Origin of the sequence: Actinoplanes sichuanensis (assembly GCF_033097365.1) — a bacterium.
GTDB classification, from domain to species: domain Bacteria; phylum Actinomycetota; class Actinomycetes; order Mycobacteriales; family Micromonosporaceae; genus Actinoplanes; species Actinoplanes sichuanensis.
The window spans coordinates 11,831,909-11,854,815 of the sequence record NZ_AP028461.1; the positions used below are offsets into that span (position 1 = coordinate 11,831,909).

A 22,907-nucleotide genomic window follows, 5' to 3' on the forward strand; every position below is an offset into this window, starting at 1 on the left:
CCGCAAGAACCGATGAAACGGCGACCACGGGAGCGGGCCTTGGCCTCAACAGTGCGCGACACGCGGCACATCTTCGTCACCGGGGGCGTCGCCTCCTCGCTGGGTAAGGGCCTCACCGCCTCCAGCCTCGGCAATCTGCTCACCGCCCGCGGCCTTCGCGTCGTGATGCAGAAGCTGGACCCCTACCTGAACGTCGACCCGGGGACGATGAACCCGTTCCAGCACGGTGAGGTCTTCGTCACCGAGGACGGGGCGGAGACCGACCTCGACGTCGGCCACTACGAGCGCTTCCTCGACCGTGATCTGTCCGGCAAGGCGAACGTGACGACCGGCCAGGTCTACTCGGCGGTCATCGCCCGGGAGCGGCGCGGTGAGTACCTGGGCGACACCGTGCAGGTCATCCCGCACATCACCAACGAGATCAAGTCGCGGATCTTCGCGATGGCCGACCCGGACGAGAACGGCAACGTCCCGGACGTGGTGATCACCGAGGTCGGCGGCACGGTCGGCGACATGGAGTCGCTGCCGTTCCTGGAGGCGATCCGCCAGGTCCGCCACGAGGTCGGCCGTGACCACGTCTTCTACCTGCACGTGTCGCTGGTGCCCTACCTGGCCCCGTCCGGTGAGCTGAAGACCAAGCCCACCCAGCACTCGGTGGCCGCGCTGCGCAACATCGGTATCCAGCCGGACGCCCTGATCTGCCGCAGTGACCGGGAGATCCCGGAGAAGATGAAGCACAAGCTGGCGCTCTACTGCGACGTCGACGTGGAAGCCGTCATCGCCTGCCCGGACGCGCCGAGCATCTACGACATCCCGAAGGTGCTGCACGACGAGGGTCTGGACGCGTACGTCGTACGGCGTCTGGGTCTGTCCTTCCGGGACGTGAACTGGAAGACCTGGAACGACCTGCTGGAGCGGGTGCACCACCCGAAGCGGACGATCACGATCGCGCTGGTCGGTAAGTACGTCGACCTGCCGGACGCGTACCTCTCGGTCAGTGAGGCGATCCGGGCCGCCGGGTTCGGCAACACCGTGAAGATCCAGCTGCGGTGGGTGCCGAGCGACGACTGCGTCACCCCGGCCGGTGCCGCGGCCGCCCTGAAGGGCGCCGACGGCATCGTCATCCCGGGCGGGTTCGGCGTCCGCGGCATCGAGGGCAAGGTCAACACTTCGCGGTACGCCCGGGAGAACCGGATCCCGATCCTCGGCCTGTGCCTGGGTCTGCAGTGCATGACCATCGACGCCGCCCGCAACCTGGCCGGGCTGGCCGGGGCCAACTCGGTCGAGTTCGACGAGAAGGCCACCTACCCGGTGATCTCCACGATGGCCGACCAGGAGGACATCGTCGCCGGCAAGGGTGACCTGGGTGGCACCATGCGGCTCGGCGCCTACCCGGCGAAGCTCAAGGAGGGTTCGATCGTCGCCGAGGTGTACGGCGCGACGGTGATCTCCGAGCGGCACCGGCACCGCTACGAGGTGAACAACGACTTCCGCGACAAGCTGTCGCAGTCCGGCCTGGTGTTCTCCGGCACGTCGCCGGACGGTCGGCTGGTCGAGTTCATCGAGCTGGACCGGGAGGTGCACCCGTACTTCGTGGCGACCCAGGCGCACCCGGAGCTGAAGAGCCGCCCGACCCGCCCGCACCCGCTCTTCGACGGCCTGGTCAAGGCGGCCATCACGTATGCGTCGGCGGACGAGCTGCCGGTCGAGATCGACGTGACCGAGGCCTCCTGACATGGGGTTCGCCCACGAGACGGTGTCCCGGGCCGAGCGGTACCACGGCGCGATCTTCTCGGTCTACACCGACCAGGTGACCATGTCCGACGGCAGCACCGCGGCCCGCGACGTGGTGGAGAACCGCGGCGCCGTCGTCGTGGTGGCCCTGGACGAGCAGGACCGGGTGGTGCTGATCAAGCAGTACCGCCATCCGGTCGGTCGGCACCTGTGGGAGCTGCCGGCCGGGCTGCGTGACGTGGTCGGCGAGGACGAGGCGCTCACCGCGGCCCGCGAGCTGGCCGAGGAGGTCGACCTCGCGGCCGGCCGGATGGAGCGGCTGATCGACCTGCACACCTCGCCGGGCTTCGCCGACGAGGCGGTTCGGGTGTTCCTGGCCCGCGATCTCGTCCCGGTCGCCGACACGGACCGTCATGTCCGGACCGGTGAGGAGGCCGATCTCGAGGTACGCCGGGTCGACCTGGACGAGTGCGTCGCGATGGTGTTCCGCGGGGAGATCACCAACGCGGCGGCGGTCGCCGGCATCCTGGCCGCGGCACGCGCCCGGGACACCGGCTGGACGGCCCTGCGGTCCGCCTGACGGGTCACGTCGCGGCGTTCTCGACGAGCGTCGCGGCGTACCCGGCTCCACTGCCGGCCTTCAGTTCCCGGCTGATCTCGGCGCTTGTCCGGCGTACCCCCGGGTCGTTGATCAGATCTTGAAAGGTCTCCCGGAGCTCGGCGGCGCTGATCGTGGTGTCGATCTGCCGGGCCACGCCCAGCTCGACCAGCCGTTCGGCGTTGCCGAACTGGTCGGCCGCCTGCGGTGCGACCAGCATCGGCGTGCCGCACCAGAGGCCCTCGACCGAGCCGCCCATGCCGCCGTGGGTGATGAACGCGTCGGCCTGCCGCAGGATCCGCAGCTGCGGCACCCAGTGGTGGACCTCGACGTTGGCCGGCACGTCGCCGAGTGTCGCGGCGTCGACGTGCTTGCCGATCTGGAGCACGATGTGCCAGCCGGGCAGGTCGGCGAACGCCGCCACGCAGTGCCGGTAGAACTCCGGGTGGTCGGTGAACGTGGAGCCGAGTGAGACGAGCAGCACCTTCTCGGCGTCGGCGGGCCGGGTCCAGTCGCCCTGCTCGTCGCGGTCGCCGAGGATCGGTCCGGCGAAGCGGAAGACGGTCTCGTCGACCCGGTCGGCGAACGGCTGCATGACCCGCGGGATCAGGACCAGGCCGCGGTCCGGACGGCCCTGGAAGGCGGCGCTGTCGGTGACCGACGACTTCTGGTCGGTCAGCCACCGCTCGAACCGCCGGTAGTAGGCGGCGCCGCGCGGGTCGGCCCGCATCTGTTCGATCATCGGTCCCATCTCCTGCTCGTAGCCGTCCCAGGCCACGAACGTGGGGGAGACCTGCATCGACGGGATGCCCCACTGTTCGGCCAGCAGCCGGGCCGGTGCGCCGGCGATGTCGTAGAGGAACAGGTCGGGCCGGTCGTCGGTGTAGGCGTCGCGCAGTTGCGGGAGCATCTCGATCGCGTCGTCCAGGAAGAGTGTCAGGTGGTCGATCATGTCGCCGTCCCAGTCGTCGCCGGCCGGCAGTCGTGACCGGTACGGCTTGAGTTCGGCGCCGGTCGACTCGATCGGGGCCGACCAGGACGGGTCGTTGGCGTAGGTCACCCGATGGCCGCGGGCGACCAGTTCACGGATCACCTCGATGCTCGGGTTGACGTGGCCGGGGAACGGGATGCTGACCATGGCGATGTGCACGGGGTGCCTTTCGATTTACTTCGCTCGGATTTACTTCGCTCGGCTCACCTCACTCGGCAAGACGAGACGTAGCGTCTCGCTAATGCCGGGCGGTTGTCAAGACGAGACGTCGCGTCTCGTTTTCGGCTATGCTCGCGCCGTGCCCGATCCCAACCGCCGTAGCGAGCGCTCCCGCGCCGCGATCCTCGCCGCCACCCTCGACCTGCTCCACGAGAGCGGATACGCCGATCTGACCGTCGAGAAGATCGCCGCCCGGGCCGGAGTCGGCAAGCAGACCATCTACCGGTGGTGGTCCGGTCGTGGCGCGGTCGTCCTCGACGCCCTGGTCGACCAGATCGGCCCGGCCGGCCCGCCGGCCCTGCCGGACACCGGCGACCTCGAGGCCGACCTGCGTCTGGTCGTCCGGGCCATCGTCGCCGAACTGGCCGACCCCCGGCTCTCGGTCACCACCCGCGCCCTCACCATCGAGACGCTGACCAGCGAGACCTTCGCCGAGACGATGCGCGACAGGCTGCTGCGGCCGCAGCTCGACACGATCAAGGAGCGGTTGCGCGGGCGGGTCCGCGACGACGTCGACCTGGACCAGGCGGTCGAGCTGCTGATCGGGCCGATGTACCACCGCTGGATGATGCGCACCGGCCCGCTCACCGAGGCGTACGCGGACGGGATCGTCGACCTGGCCCTGGCGGCGCTGCGACCGCATTAAATGATCTCATGTAGGACGATGAACACTCCACGGGGAACAATCCGAAGAATCCTGCCGCCGCCCGGTCTGCCGCGTACCCTCGCGGTCCAGTCCCTCATCTACGCCATCGGCAACGGCGCCTTCCTGACCGGCAGCGTCGTCTTCTTCAGCCTCTACGTCGGACTGACACCCGTACAGATCGGCATCGGACTGTCCGTCGCCGGGTTCGTCGGTCTCGTCGGGTCGATGCCGTTCGGGCACCTCGCCGACCGGATCGGCGGGCGGCGCGCCTGGGCGATCGGAGCGGTCGCCGAGGCGGCGGCGTTCGCGGTCTATCCCCTGGCCGACGGCTTCCTGCCGTTCCTGCTGGTGATCTGCGCGCAGACCGCGGCCGAGGCGTTCGCCAACGCGGGCCGGATCGTCTACACCGCGGCCGCCGTGCCCAGGGAGGGCCGGGTCCGGGTGATGGCCTTCACCCGCGCGTACCTCAACGTCGGCTTCACCATCGGCTCCGGCCTCGGCGCCGCCGCCCTGGCCCTGAACAGCCGGCCCGGCCTGCTCCTGCTGGTGTTCACGGCGGCCGGCGGGATCGCGATCAACGCGTTCTTCGTCGCCCGGATGCCCGCCGTCGACCCGCCGGCCCGCGACGAGGGATCCCGGCCCAGCCCGTGGGGAGTGCTGCGCGACCATCCGTACACCGCGTCGGCCGTGCTGATCGGTGTGCTCTGGCTGCACAACACCGTCTGGGCCGAGGTGCTGCCCCTGTGGGCGATCACCATGACCGATGTGCCGAAACCCGCCCTCGGGGCGCTCGTCGCACTGAACACGGTGATGGCGGTGCTGCTCCAGGTGCGGGCCGCCCGGGGTGCCGACACCCTGCACGGTGCGGCCCGGCTGCTGCGCTGGGCAGCGCTCGCCGCCGCGGTCGCCTGCCCGATCGTGGCGTTCAGCGGGCGGACCCACGGCTGGATCACCGTCGCGGTGCTCGCCGTCGCGGTCGCGATGCTCACCGGCACCGAGTTGTGGCTGTCGTCGGCCCAGTGGTACCTCAACACCGAGGTGCCGCCGGCCGACCAGCGTGGCGCGTACACCGGCTTCGGCAAGTCGGTCGGCGGGCTGGGCAAGATGATCGGTCCGGCCGGGTTCACGATCCTCGCCATCCACACCGGCGGGTGGGGTTGGTGGGTGATCGCGGCGATCTTCGCGGTGTGCGCCTTCGCCTGCGGGCCGGTGATCCACTGGATCGAGCGCACCCCGCGCAACGTGGCGGTCCCGGTCTGACGGTCGTTTTCAGCCGGCCTGCCGGATCGCCTCCACCAGGTGCTCCGGGGGTGGCATCGCGGCGATCTCGGCGCTCACCTCGCCCGCGGCCTTGACCAGCACCGGGTCGGTGATCAGACGGGTCAGCAGGGCCGGGGTGACGTCCCGCTCGTCGGCGGCCAGTCCGGCGCCCCGGGCCGCGACCAGCTCCGCGTTGTGCCGCCGGTCCCCGGCGCCCCGGACGATCAGCTGCGGGGCGCCCGCCTGCAACGCGGTCAGCGTGGTGCCGGCGCCACCGTGATGGACGAGCACCGCCCCGGCAGCCAGCGCCGCCGGAATCGGCACCCAGTCGACGGCCCGCACACCGGGCGGCAGCCGCCGCACGTTCGACCTGATCAGCACCACGTCGGCGTCGACGTCGCGGGCCGCGTCGGCGACCCGGGCCATCATCCGGTCCGGGCCCGGCTGCGGGACTGTGCTGCGGCTGACCAGGATGCGCGGGCGGCGGGGCGCCCCGGCCAGCTCCTCCGGCAGCGGTTCGGTACCGGAGTACGGCACGAACCGCATCGGCAGGTGGGTGCCGCGCCCGGCCACACTGGCCGGTGCGATCCGGATCACCGCGGCCGGTGCCGCCAGCTCCGGACGGCCCCGCATCCGGGTCGCGGCCAGCAGCGCCGGGCCGTCGTACAGCGAGTTCTCGTGCAGGATGCCCGGCACACCGAGCCGGGCCGCGACCACCGCGCCGGCCGCCGCCAGCGGCTCGTAGACGATCCGGTCCGGCCGCCACTGCCGGGCCGTCCGCTCGACCCGGTCGACGATCCGATCGTTCACCGCCCCGAACAGGTGACCCACCATCCGGGTACCGGCCGTCCCGGCCAGCTCGTCACGGACCAGTAGCGGATGCCGCAGTGCGGTCCGCGCCGCGACGCCCGCGAACCGGAACCCCGGCGCCACGTCACGCACCTCGAACCCGGTCACCCGCAGCCCGTCCCCGCCCGTCGCGAACAGCACCTCGTGCCCGGCCGCACGCAGCGCCCGGGCCAGCGGCACCAGCGGGAAGACGTGCCCGATCAGCGGCGCGGCGACCACGAGAACACGCATCAATCCACTCTAGGCGGGTACCTCGAGGGCATGACCGTGCCGACCCTGCGAGCCTTCGTGCTCGACACCACAGACGCCCGCCGGCTCGCCGAGTTCTACCGCGAGCTGCTGGACCTGGAGTATCGCAAGGGCGACGAGCCGCCTCCGGCGGGCACGGACGATCCGCGAGGCCGCGAGTGGTTGCAGCTGCGGGCGCGCGACGGCGCCTTCCAGTTGTCCTTCCAACAGACCACGGGGGTACGCCCGACGAGCTGGCCGGGCGACGAGATCCCCCAGCAGGCGCACCTGGACACGTCGGTGCCCTCCCTGGACGAGCTGAACCGCCAGCACGACCGCATCCTGGCCCTGGGCGCCACCTTGCGTTTCGACCGCTCCACCGACCCGGACGAGCCGCTACGCGCCTACGCCGACCCGGACGGCCACATCATCTGCGTCTTCGTCGGCTGACCGGGCCGGGGTCTTGACCTCAACCTTCATCGAGGTTGCAGGGTGGGTGGATGACTCTCACCGCGCAGGAGCTGGAATATCTCGCCGGTCAGCGGCTCGGGCGGCTGGCCACCGTGCAGCCGGACGGGACGCTTCAGGTGAGCCCGGTCGGGTTCGCCTGGAATCCGGAGACCGCCACCATCGACATCCGGGGCTTCAACATGGCGGCCAGCCGCAAGTTCCGGAATGTGGCGGACAACGGACGGGTCGCGTTCGTCGTCGACGATCTGCCGTCGACCAGTCCGTGGCGGGTCCGCTGTCTGGAGATCCGCGGCCACGCCGAGGCGATCGACGGATCGGAGGCGATCATTCGGATCCATCCGCGCCGGGTGATCGCGTTCGGACTGGAGGCCGCCGACACCGACCCGCACCGGCTGACCGTGCACAAGCGGGACGTCACCGTTTGACGGCGACGCCCCCGGACATCTGGACGTGGAAGTCGTCGGGGGCCGGGCCGTCCGGGCGCCAGCGGCTGACCAGGGCGACACCCGGGTCGACCAGGTCCAGGCCGCGGAACAGGCGGCGGACCTCGTCGTCGGTGCGGGGCCGGGCCGGGATGCCGCGGGCCGTGTACGCCTTCGCGCCGAGGACGGCCTGCTCGTTGTGCGCGGTCACGGTGGAGATGGCGAGGGCGCTGCCGGGGGCGAGCCGGTCCAGCAGGGCGTCGACGATCCGGTATGCCTCCTGGTCGTCGGTGATGAACTGCAGGATCGCCACCAGAGTGATCGCGATCGGACGGCTGAAGTCGAGAGGAGCGGACAGCACGGCGGCCGTGTCACGCAGGTCGGCGTCCAGGTAGGCGATCGAGCCGTGCGATGACGAGGTGAGCAGGGCGCGGGCGTGCACCAGGACGATCGGATCGTTGTCGACGTAGACCACCCGTGAGTCCGGGTCCACGCCCTGCACCACCTCGTGCAGGTTCGGTGAGGTGGGCAGGCCGGCGCCGATGTCCAGGAACTGGCGGATCCCCAGGTCGTCAGCGAGGAAGCGGCCGGCCCGGGCCAGGTAGTCGCGGTTGGCGCGCATCGAGATCGGCAGGCTCGGGGACTGCTTGACGATCTCCGCGGCGGCCTTGCGATCGGCGTCGAAGTTGTCCTTGCCGCCCAGCAGGAAGTCGTAGATCCGGGCCGAGTGGGGGAGGGACGTGTTGAGATCGACCGCCATGGCGGAAATCTACATGCCCCATTGCGTTCTGGGCAAAATCGGTCAGCGCAGCTCGACGTCGACGCCGGAGTCGGCCAGATAGCCGAGCAGGTCGTCCATCGTGACCGCCGGGGTCCACCAGCGCCTGTCGTAGCCGGGCACCAGACGGCTCCGGGCCACCTCGGAGTCGTGCCAGACCAGCCGGAACCCGGGGCCGGCGCCCCAGCCGCCGTTCGCGCAGTCGTGCAGGGCGCCCAGGTTCCACCCGAAGTAGCCGCCGGGCCCGTTGACCGCCTCGCCGATGGCGCAGAAGAAGCCCTCGACGTCGGTGATGTGCCGGCCGGCCATGTGATAGCGGGTGCCGGACGGCCGGTCGGGGCGCTGTTCGTGGTGGGCGAGTGCGACCCCGGCCCACTCGTGGCGCAGGTCGGCGTCGTACTCGGCCCATTCGCCGTGCACGTCGGGGCGCCCGGCCCGCCAGCGCTGCCAGACGGTGCGCGCCCCGGCCGGGCGGGGGCCGCCGATCGCGTCGCCGTAGGTGGGTTGCAGGGTGACGTCGACCAGGCCGTCACCGAGACGCGACGGCCGTACCTCCGCGACCTCGGCCCCCAGGCCGGCGCCGACCATGCCGACCGCCGTGCCGTCCCGGTCGACGCTGAAGATCGAGCCCTGGATCCAGCGCCGTCGCGGGGCCGCGCCGCGGCTCAGCGCGTCGAGGGCGCGCTGCAGCGGCGGCTCGGGCCGGCAGCCGATCAGGGTGGCGCCGCGCGGCGCCGGTGTCGGCCGGGGCCGGAACACCCCGGCCACCTCCCGGCACATCCCGAAGTCCTCGTCGCCGTCGCCGGTCACCCCGACCAGCAGATATCCGTCGGCGTCGGGCGCCTTGTCGGCGCCGCGTGCGAACCGGGCGAGTTCCTCGATGCGCAGCCGGCCCTCCAGCGTCACGTCGAGCAGCCCACGGCCCAGCGCGGACGGGCGCGCGTCGAGCACGGTGATGTCGAGCAGCTCCTCGGCGCAGTGCCAGCAGTGCGCCGGGTGCTTGGACTGTGGCGGGTGGACGGCGTCCAGCCCGACGTTGCCCAGCCAGGCCGGGCCGTCGCCGTCGCACGCCGCGGCGAGCCGGCCGGCCGGCTCGCAGCCGAGCAGGCTGTAGCGCTCCACCGGCGGCTCGGGGGACTCGACGAAGAGACCGTCGATGTCGGAGCACGCGGCGATGACTAGTTCACCGTCGTCGGTGTTCTGGTCCACCACAAGCCAGGGAAAGCCACTCATCGGGTGGAACCGTACAGCCCGGACCGTCGACCGGGGGATCCCGGTGCACGAATCCGGATGGATCAGCTGCTCAGGGGTAACGTCCGGCAGATGAAGGTCGGCATTCCCAGTGAGGTCAAGAACAACGAGTTCCGGGTGGCGATCACTCCGGCGGGAGTCTTCGAACTCGCCCGCAACGGTCACCAGGTGGCCGTCCAGTCCGGAGCCGGAGCCGGCTCGTCGATCAGCGACGCCGACTTCCGGGCGGCCGGGGCGGTGATCCTGCCGGACGCCGACGAGACGTGGGCCTTCGGTGACCTGATCCTCAAGGTGAAGGAGCCGGTGGCGCCGGAGTACCACCGGATGCGCCCGGGCCAGGTGCTCTTCACCTACCTGCACCTGGCGGCGTCCAAGGAGTGCACGGACGCGCTGGTCGAGCGCGGGGTGACCGGGATCGCCTACGAGACGGTCGAGCTGCCGGACCGGTCGCTGCCGCTGCTCGCGCCGATGTCCGAGGTGGCCGGCCGGCTCGCCCCGCAGGTGGGCGCCTATCACCTGATGCGGCAGGGCGGCGGGCGCGGCGTGCTGATGGGTGGCGTCCCCGGGGTGTACGCGGCGAAGGTCGTCGTGATCGGTGCCGGTGTGTCCGGGCTGAACGCGGCCGCCATCGCCCTCGGTATGCAGGCCGAGGTGCTGCTGCTGGACAAGAACGTGGCCCGGCTGCGGGCGGTGGACGCGGACTACCGTGGGCACATCCAGACGATCGCGTCGAACTCGTACGAGATCGAGAAAGCCGTCCTCGACGCGGACCTGGTCGTCGGCGCGGTCCTGGTGCCCGGCGCGAAGGCGCCGAAGTTGATCTCCAACGAGTTGGTGTCGCGGATGAAACCGGGCAGCGTGCTGGTGGACATCTCGATCGACCAGGGCGGCTGCTTCGAGGACTCCCGGCCGACCACCCACGACGATCCGACCTACCGGGTGCACGAGTCGATGTTCTACTGCGTCGCGAACATGCCCGGGGCGGTGCCGCACACCAGCACCTACGCGCTCACGAACGTCACTCTGCCGTACGCTCTGGAATTGGCCAACCGCGGCTGGCGCGGCGCCCTGAACGCCGATCCCGCGTTGGCCGCGGGTCTGAACACGTTCGACGGCGACGTCGTCTACGGGCCGGTCGCGGAGGCGCACGCAATGCCCTGGACACCGCTGACGGAGGTGCTGCGCTGACCCTGGAAAGGGCGATCAGGAGCTATCTGGACCACCTGACGGTGGAGCGCGGGCTGTCCCGCAACACGCTCGCGTCCTACCGGCGTGACCTGGACCGGTACGCCGAGGGGCTGGCCGCCGAGGGCGTCACCGATCTCGCCGACGTGCGGTCCGCGCACGTCGCCGGGCACCTGGCCCGGCTGCGCGAGGAGGGCCTGGCGGCGGCGTCGGCGGCGCGGGCCGTCTCGGCGGTCCGCGGGCTGCACCGGTTCGCGGTCCGCGAGCGCCTGGCGGCGCAGGATCCGGCTTCGGAGGTACGGCCACCCGCACCGCCGAAACGCCTGCCCAAAGCCCTCGACGTGGACCAGGTCGGCCGGCTGCTCGCGGTGCCGGACGCGGACTCGCCACTCGGGCTGCGGGACCGGGCGATCCTGGAGTTCCTCTACGGCACCGGGGCGCGGATCTCCGAGGCGGTCGGCGCCGACATCGACGACCTCGAGTTGGACAGCGACCCGGCGGTCCTCCTGCGGGGCAAGGGCGGGCGCACGCGTCTGGTCCCGGTCGGCGGTTACGCGCGGGCCGCGTTGCAGGCTTATCTGGTACGGGCCAGGCCCACGCTGGCCGAGTCGGGTCGGGGCACACCGGCCGTGTTCCTGAACGCCCGCGGCGGACGGCTGTCGAGGCAGAGCGCGTGGACGGTCCTGCACCGCTGCGCACAGGCCGTGGGCCTGCCGGTGGAGGGGCCGTACGCGGTGAGTCCGCACACGCTGCGTCATTCGTACGCGACACATCTGCTCGACGGCGGGGCCGACGTACGGGTGGTGCAAGAACTGCTGGGACACGCATCGGTCACCACGACGCAGGTGTATACCCTGGTGACCGTCGAACGCCTCCGGGAGGTGTACGCGACCGCACACCCACGCGCTCGTTAGAGGCTATGGATGCGTAGGCGCGACACGCCGAACGGCTGAACCCTTTCGGGGAGGGGCGGGTGGCGTACAGTCGGGCATCGGCTCCGGCTGCGAGTCGAAGGGGGGCGAGGAACATGTCAGGGAACGGCGAGCGTGCGGAGGCCTGGACCTCCACTCTCCGGGAACAGCAGAACTCGCTGGACCTCGGCGCCGACCTGGGTCCCGCGGACCCCACGGCCTACACCATGCGCCGGCCGATCCCCGAGCCGATGCCGAAGGACCGGCACGGCCCGGCCCGCATCATCGCCCTGGCCAACCAGAAAGGTGGTGTCGGGAAGACGACCACCACCATCAACCTGGGCGCCGCCCTGGCGGAGTATGGGCGCAAGGTCCTCCTCGTCGACTTCGACCCGCAGGGCGCCTGCTCGGTGGGCCTCGGTGTCAACCCGCACAACCTCGACCTGAGCGTCTACAACCTGCTCATGCAGGATGACGTCGCCACCGAGGACGTCATCATCAAGTCCGACGTCGCCGGCCTGCACCTGCTGCCCGCCAACATCGACCTGTCGGCCGCCGAGATCCAGCTGGTCAACGAGGTCGCGCGGGAGATGGCGCTGGCCCGGGCGCTGCGTTCGGTCCGTAAGGAGTACGACTTCATCCTGATCGACTGCCAGCCCTCGCTGGGCCTGCTGGCGATCAACGCGCTGACCATCGCGCACGGCGTGCTCATTCCCCTGGAGTGTGAGTTCTTCTCCCTCCGCGGGGTGGCGCTGCTCCTCGACACCATCGACAAGGTGCGCGAGCGGCTCAACTTCGACCTCGAGCTCGAGGGCATCCTCGCCACCATGTACGACTCCCGCACCACCCACTGCCGGCAGGTGCTCCAGCGTGTGGTCGAGGCGTTCGGCGACAAGGTGTACCAGACGGTGATCACGAAGACGGTGAAGTTCCCCGAGTCGACCGTGGCGGGAGCCCCGATCACTACGCTGGACCCTGCGTCGTCAGGCGCCCGCAACTACCGTCAACTCGCTCGCGAGGTCATCGCCGCCCAGGCAGATCGAGGCTAGGTCCCGCACCGTGCTCTTCGCTCTCGGCGAGCCAGTGGCGTTCGTCGCCCTGGTCGTCGCCTTCCTGCTCGGCCTGGCGCTGCGTGCCGTCGCCATGAGGTTCACGGCCCGCGTCGTCGGCCTCGGTGACGGCCGCCCGGTGTTCCGATTCAGCCCGCGGCACGACATCGATCCGTTCGGGGCGGTGTCGGCGGCGATCGGCGGCATGGGGTGGGGCCGGCAGCTGGCGGTCGACGAGGTGCCCCGCTGGCGTGGTCGCGGCCGTGCGGCCGCCGTCTTCGCCGCCGGGCCGGTCGCCTGCATCCTCGCCGGCGAGCTGATCATCGCCGGGTATGCGTTGGTCAGCCCGGACACGTCGGCCCTGGTGCTGCCGCCCGGATGGTTCCTGCGCGGGATTCCGGCGCCGCTCGCCGACGCGGTGGCGCTGTCGCTGGGCGTCGGCCTGCTCACCTTCGGCCTGCTGGCGCTCATCCCGATCCCGCCGCTGGACGGCTTCGGTGTTCTGTGGTTCGCGCTGCGCAATCCGGGGCCGAGCATGGCCTGGTTGCGGCTGTGGTTCGAGGACAAGAACATCGGCGCGCTGGTCCTGCTGGTGTGCGCGTTCTTCCCCACCGGTTATCCGATCCTGCTGCGGGTCATCGACTTCCTGGGCATGCTCTTCCTGCGAATCTGGGTCTGAAATCGGCGCCGTTCCGCGGTTTCCGTGTTTCACGACCGTGTATTTCTCGACAACCGCGGTTACTGTTTGAGCGATGTCGATGTCACTGGCTGTCGCTGTGCTGCTGCTCGGCGTGGCCGACTCGATGGTCGGCTCCTATTTCGTCCTGTTCGTGACCGAGATCGTCGGTCTGACCCCACTCCAGACCGGCGTCTTCGTGTCGATCCACGGCGCTGGTGGCATCCTGATCGCCTGGCTCGCCGGACGCGGCTTCGACCGGCGACCCGCCCGCGGATACGCCGCCGCCTCCATGCTGTGCGGTGGGGTCGCCCTGTGGCTGATGACCGTCATCACGTCGTACGCCTGGCTGATCCTGCTCGCCGTCACCCTTCTCGCCACCCTGGCCGCCGCCTTCCCGCAGCTGTTCGCGCTGGCCCGACAGTCGGTCGGCGACGACCGGGAAGCCGGGCGGGCGGTGCCGCTGCTGCGTTCGGTGTGGTCGCTGGCCTGGGCGGCCGGGCCGCTGATCGGCGCCACGGTCCGCGCCGTGGCCGGATTCCCGGCGATCCTCCGCTCGGCCGGTGTGGTCCTCGCCGTCGCCGCCGTCTGGGTGCTGGTGGCCGTACCCCGTCCGGGCCCGCACCGGCCGTCCGGTCTGCCCGGCGGAGAACCGGTCGCGAAGGTCCCGCGGGCCGCCACGATCCTGCTGACCACCGGCATCACCCTGTTCTTCACCGCGATGTTCGCCGCCTCGGTGGCCATGCCGCTCTTCGTCACCAGGGAACTCGGCCAGACCGACTCGTCGGTCGGCGTCCTGTTCAGCGTCTGCGCCGCCGTCGAGGTCGTGGCCGCCCTGCTGCTCGCCGCGGTGCCCGCCCACATCAGCCAGCGGTTGGTCATCCTCACCGGGATGGGCGGTTTCGTGTTCTTCTTCGCCCTGACCGTGCTGGCCCACGACATGACGCTGCTGGTCGCCGGTCAGGTGGTCCGGGGCATCTCGATAGCCGTCGTCGGAGCCGCCGGAATCCGCTGGTTCCAGGACGTGATGGCGCCCGCCACCGGACGGGCCACCACCCTGTTCGCAAACGCCACCACCGCCGGCATGGTGCTGGCCGGCATCGTCGGCGGCGCCGCGGTGGCTCTGCTCGGCTACACCGGCACACTGCTGCTCTGCGGCGCCGTCACGGTGGTGGCGACGATCGCTTTCGCCCTGGGCACGGCCACCCACGCCGGCCGCCCACCCCCGGCCGCCACCCCGGCCCGCCGCCCCCTCCCACGCCCCCGAGGCCCGGCCGGCAACGAGGCCCGTTCCCCGGCCGATCGAAGCTAGCCCGCCGCTGGCTTCACACGACGCGTCATCGCCGCAGACATGGCCGGTCACGTCAAGCTGTCCATGGCGCCGATAAATCACTTCTGTGACGATGTTCCAGACGCTGGAACGGGTTACGTCGGATGGGAACGGAACGCCGGGGTTCTAGCTCGTTAGGCTGTTCGGGTGTACGTCAAAGAGATCGAGTTGGTGGACCTGCGGGGCTTCCACGGTCCCCGTCGCGTTGCCCTGGATCTCAGCCGACCGGACGGTTCACTGGCCGGCTGGACGGTCGTCGCGGGCCGCAACGGCTCAGGAAAGACGTCACTCCTGCGGTCAGTCGCGCTAGCGATCGGTGGGCCCAGTGTGGCTCGGAACCTCGTCACCGATTTCTCCAGCTGGGTTTCGACAGACAGACCCGACGGGAAGGCCGCGGTGAGTCTTGTCCATGACCCGGACGTCGATCACTTCGCCGGAGACGGCCCGCCCCCCGGAGTAACCGTTCGTGCCGGTCTGGCCTGGATGACGCTTCGCGGGTCCGCGCCCGGTGCCCAGCCGATCCTCCTGTCCACACTTGACGTGGCGACAGGACGAATCGGCGACGAGGGACCGTGGAACGCCAATCCGGCGGGCTGGTGCTGCGTGGGCTATGGGCCGTTCCGCCGGCTCACCGGAAACGCCCAGCCGGGCCGGACCATCGGCGGCCCGGCTGATCGACTCGTCAGTCTGTTCGACGAGGACGCTCCACTCGCGGAGGGCGTCGGCTGGCTGATCCGACAGCATCTGCGTGCGCTCGAGGGGCGACCGGGAGCGCGGGCACTCAAGGATCTCGCGCTGGCGGTCCTCGGGGACGGCCTGCTGCCGGATGGCTATCGGATCGAGGGGGTCGACTCCGAAGGGCTGTGGGTCGCGACGGGGGACCACCGATTCCCGCTGAAGGAGATGAGTGACGGTTACCGCGCGGTCGCGGCACTGGTAGTCGACCTTATCCGGCATCTCCATGAGACCTACGGCCGATTGGCGACCGAGACCGCTGACGGTTCGGTGGTCGTCACCGTGCCCGCAGTGGTCCTCATCGACGAGGTGGACGCACACCTCCATGTCTCCTGGCAGAAACGGATCGGCAACTGGCTCAAGCGACATTTCCCGAGGATCCAGTTCATCGTCACGACGCACAGCCCTTACATCTGCCAGGCCGCTGACGAGAATGGGCTGATCCGGCTCCCCGGGCCGGACGAGGACGAGCCACCGCGAGTCGTCGAGCAGGATCTCTACGAGCGGATCGTTTACGGAAGCGGTGACGATGCGGTCATGTCCGAACTATTCGGTCTGGACACTCCATATTCGGATGAGGCGGTTCGTCTACGGCGTGAGTTGATCGTCCTCGAAACAGAGGTGCTGGTGGGCCGAGCCGACGACGCTGCTGTGCGACGCTACGAGGAGTTGCGTGGCCAGCTGACCAGTTCACCCGCGGCGAGAGCGGAGGAGTTGGCGGCCGGGATCATCGCCGACGCGGAGCAGCGCCGTTCGTGATCCCGATCGTCAGAGCGCCGCTGCCTCCGCAGGTCGCCTCCCGGATGGCCGACCTCACCGGCAGGATCCAACAGAGGGAATCGAGCGAGCGACTGCCGACAGCTCGGGAGCTGTGGGGCCGGAGCAGCGTCCGGGCCGGCGTTGCGGCCCCGGTTCGTGCTGTCCTGGCGGACATGGCGCCGGGAGCTGAGCGGTGCATGTATTGCGGGGACAACCAGGGCACCGACATCGACCATCACGAGCCGATGGCCCGCGACCCGTTGCGGACCTTCGACTGGCTCAACCACCTGCTGGCCTGCTCGCATTGCAACAGCCACCACAAGCGGGACCGGTTTCCGGTGGACGAGCATGGCCGCCCGCTGCTGATCGACCCGAGCGTGGAGGATCCGTTCGACCATCTGCTGCTGTCGTTGTCCGTCGGTGAGTATCGGGCGCTGACCGAGAAAGGCGTGCAGAGCATCGAGGTCTTCGGGCTGAACCGGCCGATCCTGGCGCGTGGCCGGCAGCAGACGTTCGACGTGGTCGTGATGTGCCTGCGGCAATGGCCCGACGCGGTGAGTGGGAAAGCGTGTACCGGCCGGACCAGCTGGTACACATCATCCGGGAGCAGCCCTGCGCCGACGTCTGTCAGGCCATGCTGCGGCAAGTGGAGCTGCCCGGCGCGCCGTTGATCTTCAAGGACGTCCCGGAGATCCTGGCCGTGTTGCGGGACCAGGTGCTGCGCGGTGCGCTGCTGCGGTGAGGAGTGCTCCGGCGTGCCCCCTCGCACGCCGGAGCCCCTCGTCAGGCGGCGGCCAGCTGGGTGCGGCGGAGGGTCGCGTCGGCGGTGGCGTCGTCGGGCTGCTGTTGGGCGGCCAGTTCGGCGATCACCCGGGACTCGTAGGCGTCGGCCTCGCGGGTGGCGTCGGCTTCGGTCCAGCCCAGGACCGGGGCGATCAGGGCGGCCGCGGATCGGGCCGCCGCGACGCCGCGGTCGGGGGTTTCGAAGGCGATCCGGGTACGCCGGGACAGCACGTCGTCGAGGTGCCGGGCGCCCTCGTGGCTGGCCGCGTAGCGGATCTCGGCGCGCAGGTGGTCGGGGGCGCCGTCCATCGGCAGGCCCAGTGCCGGGTCGTCTTCGATCAGGGTCAGCACCTCGTCGATCAGCGTGCCGTAGCGGCGCAGCAGGTGCTCGATCGAGGTGACGGTGAGGCCTGATTCACGGGCCAGGGCGGCGCGCCGGTTCCAGGCGGCCCGGTAGCCGTCGGCGCCGAGCAGCGGAACCTGGTCGGTGCAGGAGACGGGGACACGGGCGGACAGTTCGCGGACGGCGGCGTCGACGGCGTCCTTGGCCATCACCCGGTACGTCGTGTACTTGCCGCCGGCGACCACGATCATCCCGGGCACCGGGTTGCCGACCGCGTGCTCGCGGGACAGTTTGGCGGTGCTGGCCGCCTCGGCCGACAGCAGCGGGCGCAGGCCGGCGTAGACACCCTGCACGTCGTCGCGGGTCAGTGGCACGGCCAGGGCCTTGTTGACCTCGTCGAGCAGGTAGTCGACGTCCTTTCCGGACGCGGCCGGGTCGGACTTGTCGAGGGTCCACGCCGTGTCGGTGGTTCCGATGATCCAGTGCTGGTCCCAGGGGATCACGAACAGGACGCTGGTGGCCGTACGCAGGATCATGCCGGTGCGACCGGCGATCCGGTCGCGCGGCACCACCAGATGGATCCCCTTGCTCGCGGTGATCTTGAATTCGCCGCGTTCGCCGGTCAGCAGCGCCTGGCTGTCGCCGGTCCACACACCGGTCGCGTTGATCACCGTGCGGGCGCGGATGGTGAGTTCGGCGCCGGTCTCCAGGTCGCGGGCGGTGACGCCGACGACCCGGCGACCCTCCCGGAGGAAACCGGTGACCTCGGTACGGGACGCGACGTGCGCGCCGTGCGCGGCCGCCGTGCGGACCAGGAACATGGTGTGCCGGGCGTCGTCGACCTGCGCGTCGTAGTAGCGGATCGCGCCGACCAGGGTCTCCGGGCGCAGCGACGGGAACGCCTTGAGGGCCTCGACCCGGCTCAGGTGCCGGTGTACGGGCACACCCGCGCCACCACCGGAGAGGGCGAGGATGTCGTAGAGGGCCACGCCGGCACCGACGTACAGGCGTTCCCAGGCGCGCTTCTGCAGCGGGTAGAGGAACGGCACCGGCCGGACCAGGTGCGGCGCGAGTTTCTGGATCAGCAGGCCACGTTCCCGCAGCGCCTCCCGGACCAGGCTGAAGTCGAGCATCTCCAGGTAGCGAAGGCCGCCGTGGATGAGTTTGCTGGACCGGCTGGAGGTGCCGCTGGCGAAGTCGCGTGCTTCGAGGAGGCCGACGGAGAGGCCGCGGGTGGCGGCGTCGAGTGCCGACCCGGCGCCGACCACTCCGGCGCCCACGACGAGCACGTCCAGTTCGGGGCCGGACGTCATGGCGGCGAGGGCCTTGGTGCGGGCCTGGGGCGAGATCACTCCGGTTTTCATGTGATTCCTCTTTTCCAGCGAGTCAGCCGACGCTGACCCAGTCGAGGGTGCGGTCGATGGCCGCACGCCATCGGGTGATGCCTTCGCTGCGGCGGGCCGCCGACCAGGACGGCTGCCAGCGCCGGTCCTCGTGCCGGTTGGCGCGCAGGTCGTCCAGGGAGTCCCAGAAGCCGACCGCGAGCCCGGCCGCGTAGGCGGCGCCGAGCGCGGTGGTCTCGGCGACGGCCGGCCGGCTGACCGGGACGCCGAGGATGTCGGCCTGCAGTTGCATGCACAGTGCGTTGGCGGTGACGCCGCCGTCGACCTGGAGGCAGTCCAGGGCGGTCCCGGAGTCCTGGGCCATCGCCTCGACGACGTCGCGGGTCTGGTAGCAGATGGCTTCGAGGGCGGCCCGGGTGATGTGGGCCGCGGTGTGGAATCGGGACAGGCCGACGATCGCGGCGCGGGCATCCGGACGCCAGTAGGGCGCGAACAGGCCGGAGAAGGCGGGCACGAAACACACCCCGGCGCTGTCCTCGACCTGTCCGGCCAGCGTCTCGCTGTCGCCGGCCGTCTCCAGGACGCCGAGCTGGTCACGCAGCCACTGGATGGCGGCGCCGCACGCGGCGATCGATCCTTCCAGGGCGAAGACCGGGGCGTCGGTCCCGAAGCGGTAGCCGACCGTGGTGATCAGGCCGTGGCTGGACCGGACCGGGGTGGTGCCGGTGTTCATCAGCAGGAACCCGCCGGTGCCGTACGTGCACTTGGCCTCACCCGGCTCGAAACAGGTCTGCCCGAACAGCGCGGCCTGCTGGTCACCGATGGCCGCGGCGATCGGCACCCCGGGCAGCGCGGCCTCGGCGGTGCCGTAGACCTCGGCCGACGACCGGATCTCCGGCAGCATCGCGCGGGGGATCCCGAACAGTGTGAGCAGGGAGGGGTCCCAGTCCAGGGTGGACAGGTCCATCAGCATGGTGCGGCTGGCGTTGGTGACGTCGGTGATGTGCAGGCCGCCGGTGAGGTTCCAGATCAGCCAGCTGTCGACGGTGCCGAAGAGCACCTCACCCCGGGTGGCGCGTTCCCGCAGGCCGGTGACGTTGTCCAGCAGCCACTGGACCTTCGTGGCGGAGAAGTAGGTGGCCGGGGGAAGACCGGTCCGGCCGCTGATGAACTCGGCGTCGAGCGTCGGGATCAGGTAGTCGGTGCGGGTGTCCTGCCAGACGATGGCCGGCGCGACGGGTGCCCCGGTGGCCCGGTCCCACAGCACGACGGTCTCGCGCTGGTTGGTGATCCCGACGGCGGCCAGGTCGGCCGGGGTGAGCCCGGTGTCGGCGAGCGCGACCGCGATGGTCTTGAGGGTGTTCTCCCAGATCTCCGCGGGATCGTGCTCGACCCAGCCCGACCGCGGCTGGATCTGCCGGTGTTCCAGCTGGTGACGGCCGATCTCACGACCGGCCCGGTCGAAGATCATGAACCGTGTACTGGTGGTGCCCTGATCGATCGCCCCGACATACCGCGCCACAAGTGCCTCCTGTCCTCGACGTCCGGGACGTTAGGAGGCGTTCAGGGGTGCGGCAACGGACCGCGTGCGACAATGTCGCACGTGCCTGGGCTGATCCAGTCGATCGAGCGGTCGTCGGCGGTGTTGCGCCTGCTCGCGGCCGGGCCGGACCGGCTGCGTGTCAAGGAGATCGCGGACGCGCTCGGCCTGCCGAAATCCACCGCGCACAGCATCCTGCGGACTCTGGAGCACGTCGGGTTCGTCGAGCAGGACACCCGGACCGCCCGCTACCGGCTCGGCCGCGGGCTGCTCGACCTGGGCTCGACCGGCATCGACGCCAACGAGCTGCGCGGCCGGGCGCTCAACTGGGCCGACGCGCTCGCCGCGCGAAGTGGCGAGGAGGTACGGCTGGGCGTGCTCGACGACGGCCGGGTCCTCGTCGTGCACCACGTGTTCCGGCCGGACGACTCGGCCCAGTCGCTGGACACCGGGGTACGGCTCCCGCCACACGCCACCGCGCTGGGCAAGGTCCTGCTCGCCTACTCGGCGGCGGCGGAGGCCTCGGTGGTGGCGGGTGGGCTCGACGCGTACACCCGGAGAACCGTGACCGACCGCGGTGATCTCACCCGGACGCTGACCGAGACCCGCGCCCGCGGATGGGGTCTGTCGGTCGAGGAGTGGCGGCCCGGCCTGGCCGCGATCGCCGCGCCGGTGCGCACCTCGGGTGGTCTGGTGGTCGGCGCGGTGGGCATCGCCGGTCCGGTGGAACGGGTGACCGACACCCGCCGACAGGCCCGACCGGCGCTGGTCGAGCACGTGGTGGCGGCGGCCCGCTCGATATCCCGGGATGTGGCCGGCTCATGAGCTATGTGCTGGCGATCGATCAGGGGACCACGTCGACGCGGTGCATCCTGTTCGACAGGCGGGCGACGGTGGTGTCGGCGGTGCGGGCCGAGCATCCACAGTCCTATCCACGGCCCGGCTGGGTCGAGCACGACGCGGCCCGGATCTGGCGTGACCTGCAACGGCTGATCAGGAAGGCGCTGGCCGACGTGGACCCGTCCGAGGTGGCGGCGATCGGCATCGCGAACCAGCGGGAGACCGTGGTGCTGTGGGACCGGGTGACCGGAGTGCCCGTCGCACCGGCGATCGTCTGGCAGGACACCCGTACCGACGTCTCCACCATCGACGCCGACTTCGTGAAGGGTCGGACCGGTCTGCCGCCGGCCACCTACTTCTCCGCCACCAAGATCCAGTGGCTGCTGGACCACGGCCTGCGCGACCGTGCCGAACGCGGCGAGATCCTGTTCGGCACCATGGACAGCTGGCTGATCTGGAACCTCACCGGCGGCCTGCACATCACCGACGTCACCAACGCCAGCCGCACCATGTTGATGAACCTCTCCACTCTGGACTGGGACGCCGACCTGCTGCGGCTCTTCGGCATCCCGAGGGTCATGCTGCCGGAGATAAGATCATCTTCCGAGGTGTACGGGACAGCCGCCGCCGTGCTACCCGGGGTGCCGATCGCCGCGGCCATCGGCGACCAGCAGGCCGCGCTGTTCGGGCAGACCTGTTTCGAGCCGGGCGAGGCCAAGTGCACGTACGGCACCGGCGGGTTCCTGCTGATGAACACCGGCACCACCCCGGTCCGGTCCAGCCACGGTCTGATCACCACGGTCGGCTACCGGATCGGCGGCGAGGACCCGGTGTTCGCGCTGGAGGGCTCGATCGCGATCGCCGGATCGCTCGTCCAGTGGGTCCGCGACGGCCTCGGGCTGATCGGCACCGCCTCCGAGATCGAGACCCTCGCCGGTACGGTCGACGACAACGGCGGCTGCTACATCGTCCCGGCGTTCTCCGGGCTGTACGCGCCGTACTGGCACAGCGAGGCGCGCGGCGTGATCGTCGGCCTCACCTCGTACATCACGAAGGGTCACCTGGCCCGCGCCGTGCTGGAGGCGACCGGCTGGCAGACCCGGGACGTGGTGGACGCCATGAACGCCGACTCCGGCCTGGCCCTGACCACGCTCAACGTGGACGGCGGGATGACCGCCGACAACCTGCTGATGCAGATCGTCGCCGACGTCCTCCAGGTGCCGGTGGTCCGCCCGATGGTCGCCGAGACGGTGTCGCTGGGTGCCGCCTACGCGGCCGGGCTGGCCGTCGGTTACTGGTCGGACCTGCGCGACCTGCGCGCCAACCGACACCGGGCCGGTCGCTGGCGGCCCACACTGGACTCCGGTCGCCGTGATCGCGGCTACGCCAGGTGGCGCCGAGCCATCGAATGCGCGGTCCTGTTCAGCCGGGAGGACTGACCCTCTACTGAGGACCGTGGGCGACGTGTGTCACCGGGAGTCGCAATTGCGTGCGGCTCCCGGCTTTCCCGATGTGTTGACTGCTGTGCAAGATCAACCGGAAAACAGAATGGTGAACATCTCACTTCGGTCTCACTAACCCCAGATTTCGCGGCGGTGTCTATAGTCGCGTCCACACACACGCGCGCCGGCTGGGTCGCGTGAGGTACATCTGCGAAAGGAGGCCGACGTGGCGAAGACCAAGGAAAAGGCCAAGAAGGCGGAAAAGGTCGAGGCTGCGCCGGTTGAGCCGGTGAAGGCCGAGAAGGTCAAGAAGGCCAAGAAGGCCGTCGTGGCCGAGCCGGTCGTCGAGGCGCCGGCGGTTGTCGAAGCCCCGGCCAAGGCCAAGAAGGCCAAGAAGGCCGCGGCGGCCGAGCCGGTCGTCGAGGCTGCGCCGGTCGTCGAGGAGCCGGCCGCGGTCGAGGCCCCCGCCAAGGCCAAGAAGGCCAAGAAGAAGTGATCTGCCGGGCCGCCGCGCATTCCGCCCG

Annotated in this window: 22 protein-coding genes; 16 read left to right on the forward strand and 6 right to left on the reverse strand. The window is 70.5% G+C overall.

From position 1 onward, the window contains the following. The first annotated feature begins 39 nt into the window (after positions 1 to 39). Both Q0Z83_RS54175 and Q0Z83_RS54180 read left to right on the forward strand, forming a co-directional pair. Positions 40 to 1,734, forward strand: a complete 1,695-nt coding sequence (locus tag Q0Z83_RS54175) for a CTP synthase (RefSeq protein WP_317791370.1) — start codon at positions 40 to 42, stop codon at positions 1,732 to 1,734. Between the two features lies 1 nt (position 1,735). Beyond that, complete coding sequence (locus Q0Z83_RS54180) at positions 1,736 to 2,314, forward strand: NUDIX domain-containing protein (protein ID WP_317791371.1); 579 nt, start codon at positions 1,736 to 1,738, stop codon at positions 2,312 to 2,314. 4 nt (positions 2,315 to 2,318) lie between these two features. On the opposite strand, the gene Q0Z83_RS54185 is transcribed toward Q0Z83_RS54180, so the two are convergent. Further along, positions 2,319 to 3,482, reverse strand: a complete 1,164-nt coding sequence (locus tag Q0Z83_RS54185; RefSeq protein ID WP_317791372.1) for a macrolide family glycosyltransferase — start codon at positions 3,480 to 3,482, stop codon at positions 2,319 to 2,321. An 82-nt stretch (positions 3,483 to 3,564) separates the two neighbouring features. Here Q0Z83_RS54185 and Q0Z83_RS54190 point away from each other — a divergent pair, with 82 nt between their 5' ends. Then, a complete protein-coding gene (locus Q0Z83_RS54190) occupies positions 3,565 to 4,188 on the forward strand; it encodes a TetR/AcrR family transcriptional regulator (protein WP_378078346.1) in 624 nt (207 codons plus the stop codon). Positions 4,189 to 4,206: 18 nt separating this feature from the next. Then, the gene (locus Q0Z83_RS54195) at positions 4,207 to 5,448 is read left to right on the forward strand and encodes an MFS transporter (RefSeq protein ID WP_317791374.1); all 1,242 of its coding nucleotides are present in this window, start codon (positions 4,207 to 4,209) and stop codon (positions 5,446 to 5,448) included. Between the two features lie 9 nt (positions 5,449 to 5,457). Here Q0Z83_RS54195 and Q0Z83_RS54200 read toward each other — a convergent pair whose 3' ends face one another. Beyond that, complete coding sequence (locus Q0Z83_RS54200; protein WP_317791375.1) at positions 5,458 to 6,528, reverse strand: nucleotide disphospho-sugar-binding domain-containing protein; 1,071 nt, start codon at positions 6,526 to 6,528, stop codon at positions 5,458 to 5,460. 30 nt (positions 6,529 to 6,558) lie between these two features. Here Q0Z83_RS54200 and Q0Z83_RS54205 point away from each other — a divergent pair, with 30 nt between their 5' ends. Together Q0Z83_RS54205 and Q0Z83_RS54210 are read left to right on the forward strand one after the other, a co-directional pair. Continuing rightward, positions 6,559 to 6,975, forward strand: a complete 417-nt coding sequence (locus Q0Z83_RS54205; protein ID WP_317791376.1) for a VOC family protein — start codon at positions 6,559 to 6,561, stop codon at positions 6,973 to 6,975. A 50-nt stretch (positions 6,976 to 7,025) separates the two neighbouring features. Continuing rightward, positions 7,026 to 7,421 carry a PPOX class F420-dependent oxidoreductase gene (locus Q0Z83_RS54210; protein ID WP_317791377.1) on the forward strand — a complete coding sequence of 132 codons (396 nt, stop codon included), beginning with the start codon at positions 7,026 to 7,028 and terminating at the stop codon, positions 7,419 to 7,421. On the opposite strand, the gene Q0Z83_RS54215 is transcribed toward Q0Z83_RS54210, so the two are convergent. Beyond that, complete coding sequence (locus Q0Z83_RS54215) at positions 7,411 to 8,178, reverse strand: SAM-dependent methyltransferase (protein WP_317791378.1); 768 nt, start codon at positions 8,176 to 8,178, stop codon at positions 7,411 to 7,413. The two genes, Q0Z83_RS54210 and Q0Z83_RS54215, sit on opposite strands and share 11 nt — an antisense overlap. Positions 8,179 to 8,220: 42 nt before the next feature. Then, a complete protein-coding gene (locus Q0Z83_RS54220; RefSeq protein ID WP_317791379.1) occupies positions 8,221 to 9,429 on the reverse strand; it encodes a barstar family protein in 1,209 nt (402 codons plus the stop codon). Between the two features lie 90 nt (positions 9,430 to 9,519). Here Q0Z83_RS54220 and ald point away from each other — a divergent pair, with 90 nt between their 5' ends. The 7 genes from ald (at position 9,520) to Q0Z83_RS54255 (ending at position 16,763) form a co-directional block, all read left to right on the forward strand. Further along, on the forward strand, positions 9,520 to 10,635 hold the full coding sequence (gene ald / locus Q0Z83_RS54225) for an alanine dehydrogenase (RefSeq protein WP_317791380.1): 1,116 nt from the start codon (positions 9,520 to 9,522) through the stop codon (positions 10,633 to 10,635). Next, positions 10,605 to 11,546 carry a site-specific tyrosine recombinase XerD gene (xerD, locus tag Q0Z83_RS54230; protein WP_317797383.1) on the forward strand — a complete coding sequence of 314 codons (942 nt, stop codon included), beginning with the start codon at positions 10,605 to 10,607 and terminating at the stop codon, positions 11,544 to 11,546. The genes ald and xerD overlap by 31 nt, the downstream gene beginning before the upstream one ends. Before the next feature lie 113 nt (positions 11,547 to 11,659). Beyond that, positions 11,660 to 12,592: a ParA family protein gene (locus Q0Z83_RS54235; protein ID WP_317791381.1), complete on the forward strand. Its 933-nt coding sequence runs from the start codon at positions 11,660 to 11,662 to the stop codon at positions 12,590 to 12,592. 10 nt (positions 12,593 to 12,602) lie between these two features. Next, a complete protein-coding gene (locus Q0Z83_RS54240) occupies positions 12,603 to 13,271 on the forward strand; it encodes a zinc metalloprotease (protein ID WP_317791382.1) in 669 nt (222 codons plus the stop codon). 73 nt (positions 13,272 to 13,344) lie between these two features. Then, a complete protein-coding gene (locus Q0Z83_RS54245) occupies positions 13,345 to 14,580 on the forward strand; it encodes an MFS transporter (protein ID WP_317791383.1) in 1,236 nt (411 codons plus the stop codon). A gap of 414 nt (positions 14,581 to 14,994) precedes the next feature. Then, a complete protein-coding gene (locus Q0Z83_RS54250; RefSeq protein WP_317791384.1) occupies positions 14,995 to 16,092 on the forward strand; it encodes an AAA family ATPase in 1,098 nt (365 codons plus the stop codon). 173 nt (positions 16,093 to 16,265) lie between these two features. Continuing rightward, complete coding sequence (locus Q0Z83_RS54255; RefSeq protein WP_317791385.1) at positions 16,266 to 16,763, forward strand: HNH endonuclease family protein; 498 nt, start codon at positions 16,266 to 16,268, stop codon at positions 16,761 to 16,763. A gap of 112 nt (positions 16,764 to 16,875) precedes the next feature. On the opposite strand, the gene Q0Z83_RS54260 is transcribed toward Q0Z83_RS54255, so the two are convergent. Together Q0Z83_RS54260 and glpK (Q0Z83_RS54265) are read right to left on the reverse strand one after the other, a co-directional pair. Further along, on the reverse strand, positions 16,876 to 18,582 hold the full coding sequence (locus Q0Z83_RS54260) for a glycerol-3-phosphate dehydrogenase/oxidase (RefSeq protein WP_317791386.1): 1,707 nt from the start codon (positions 18,580 to 18,582) through the stop codon (positions 16,876 to 16,878). A 22-nt stretch (positions 18,583 to 18,604) separates the two neighbouring features. After that, positions 18,605 to 20,083 carry a glycerol kinase GlpK gene (glpK, locus tag Q0Z83_RS54265; protein ID WP_317791387.1) on the reverse strand — a complete coding sequence of 493 codons (1,479 nt, stop codon included), beginning with the start codon at positions 20,081 to 20,083 and terminating at the stop codon, positions 18,605 to 18,607. An 81-nt stretch (positions 20,084 to 20,164) separates the two neighbouring features. Here glpK (Q0Z83_RS54265) and Q0Z83_RS54270 point away from each other — a divergent pair, with 81 nt between their 5' ends. From Q0Z83_RS54270 to Q0Z83_RS54280, 3 genes are all read left to right on the forward strand, one after another. Next, entirely contained in the window at positions 20,165 to 20,926 is a 762-nt protein-coding gene (locus Q0Z83_RS54270) for an IclR family transcriptional regulator (protein ID WP_317791388.1), read from the forward strand. Next, positions 20,923 to 22,380: a glycerol kinase GlpK gene (gene glpK / locus Q0Z83_RS54275; RefSeq protein WP_317791389.1), complete on the forward strand. Its 1,458-nt coding sequence runs from the start codon at positions 20,923 to 20,925 to the stop codon at positions 22,378 to 22,380. The genes Q0Z83_RS54270 and glpK (Q0Z83_RS54275) overlap by 4 nt, the downstream gene beginning before the upstream one ends. Before the next feature lie 229 nt (positions 22,381 to 22,609). After that, a complete protein-coding gene (locus tag Q0Z83_RS54280; protein ID WP_317791390.1) occupies positions 22,610 to 22,879 on the forward strand; it encodes a hypothetical protein in 270 nt (89 codons plus the stop codon). Positions 22,880 to 22,907: the final 28 nt, after the last annotated feature.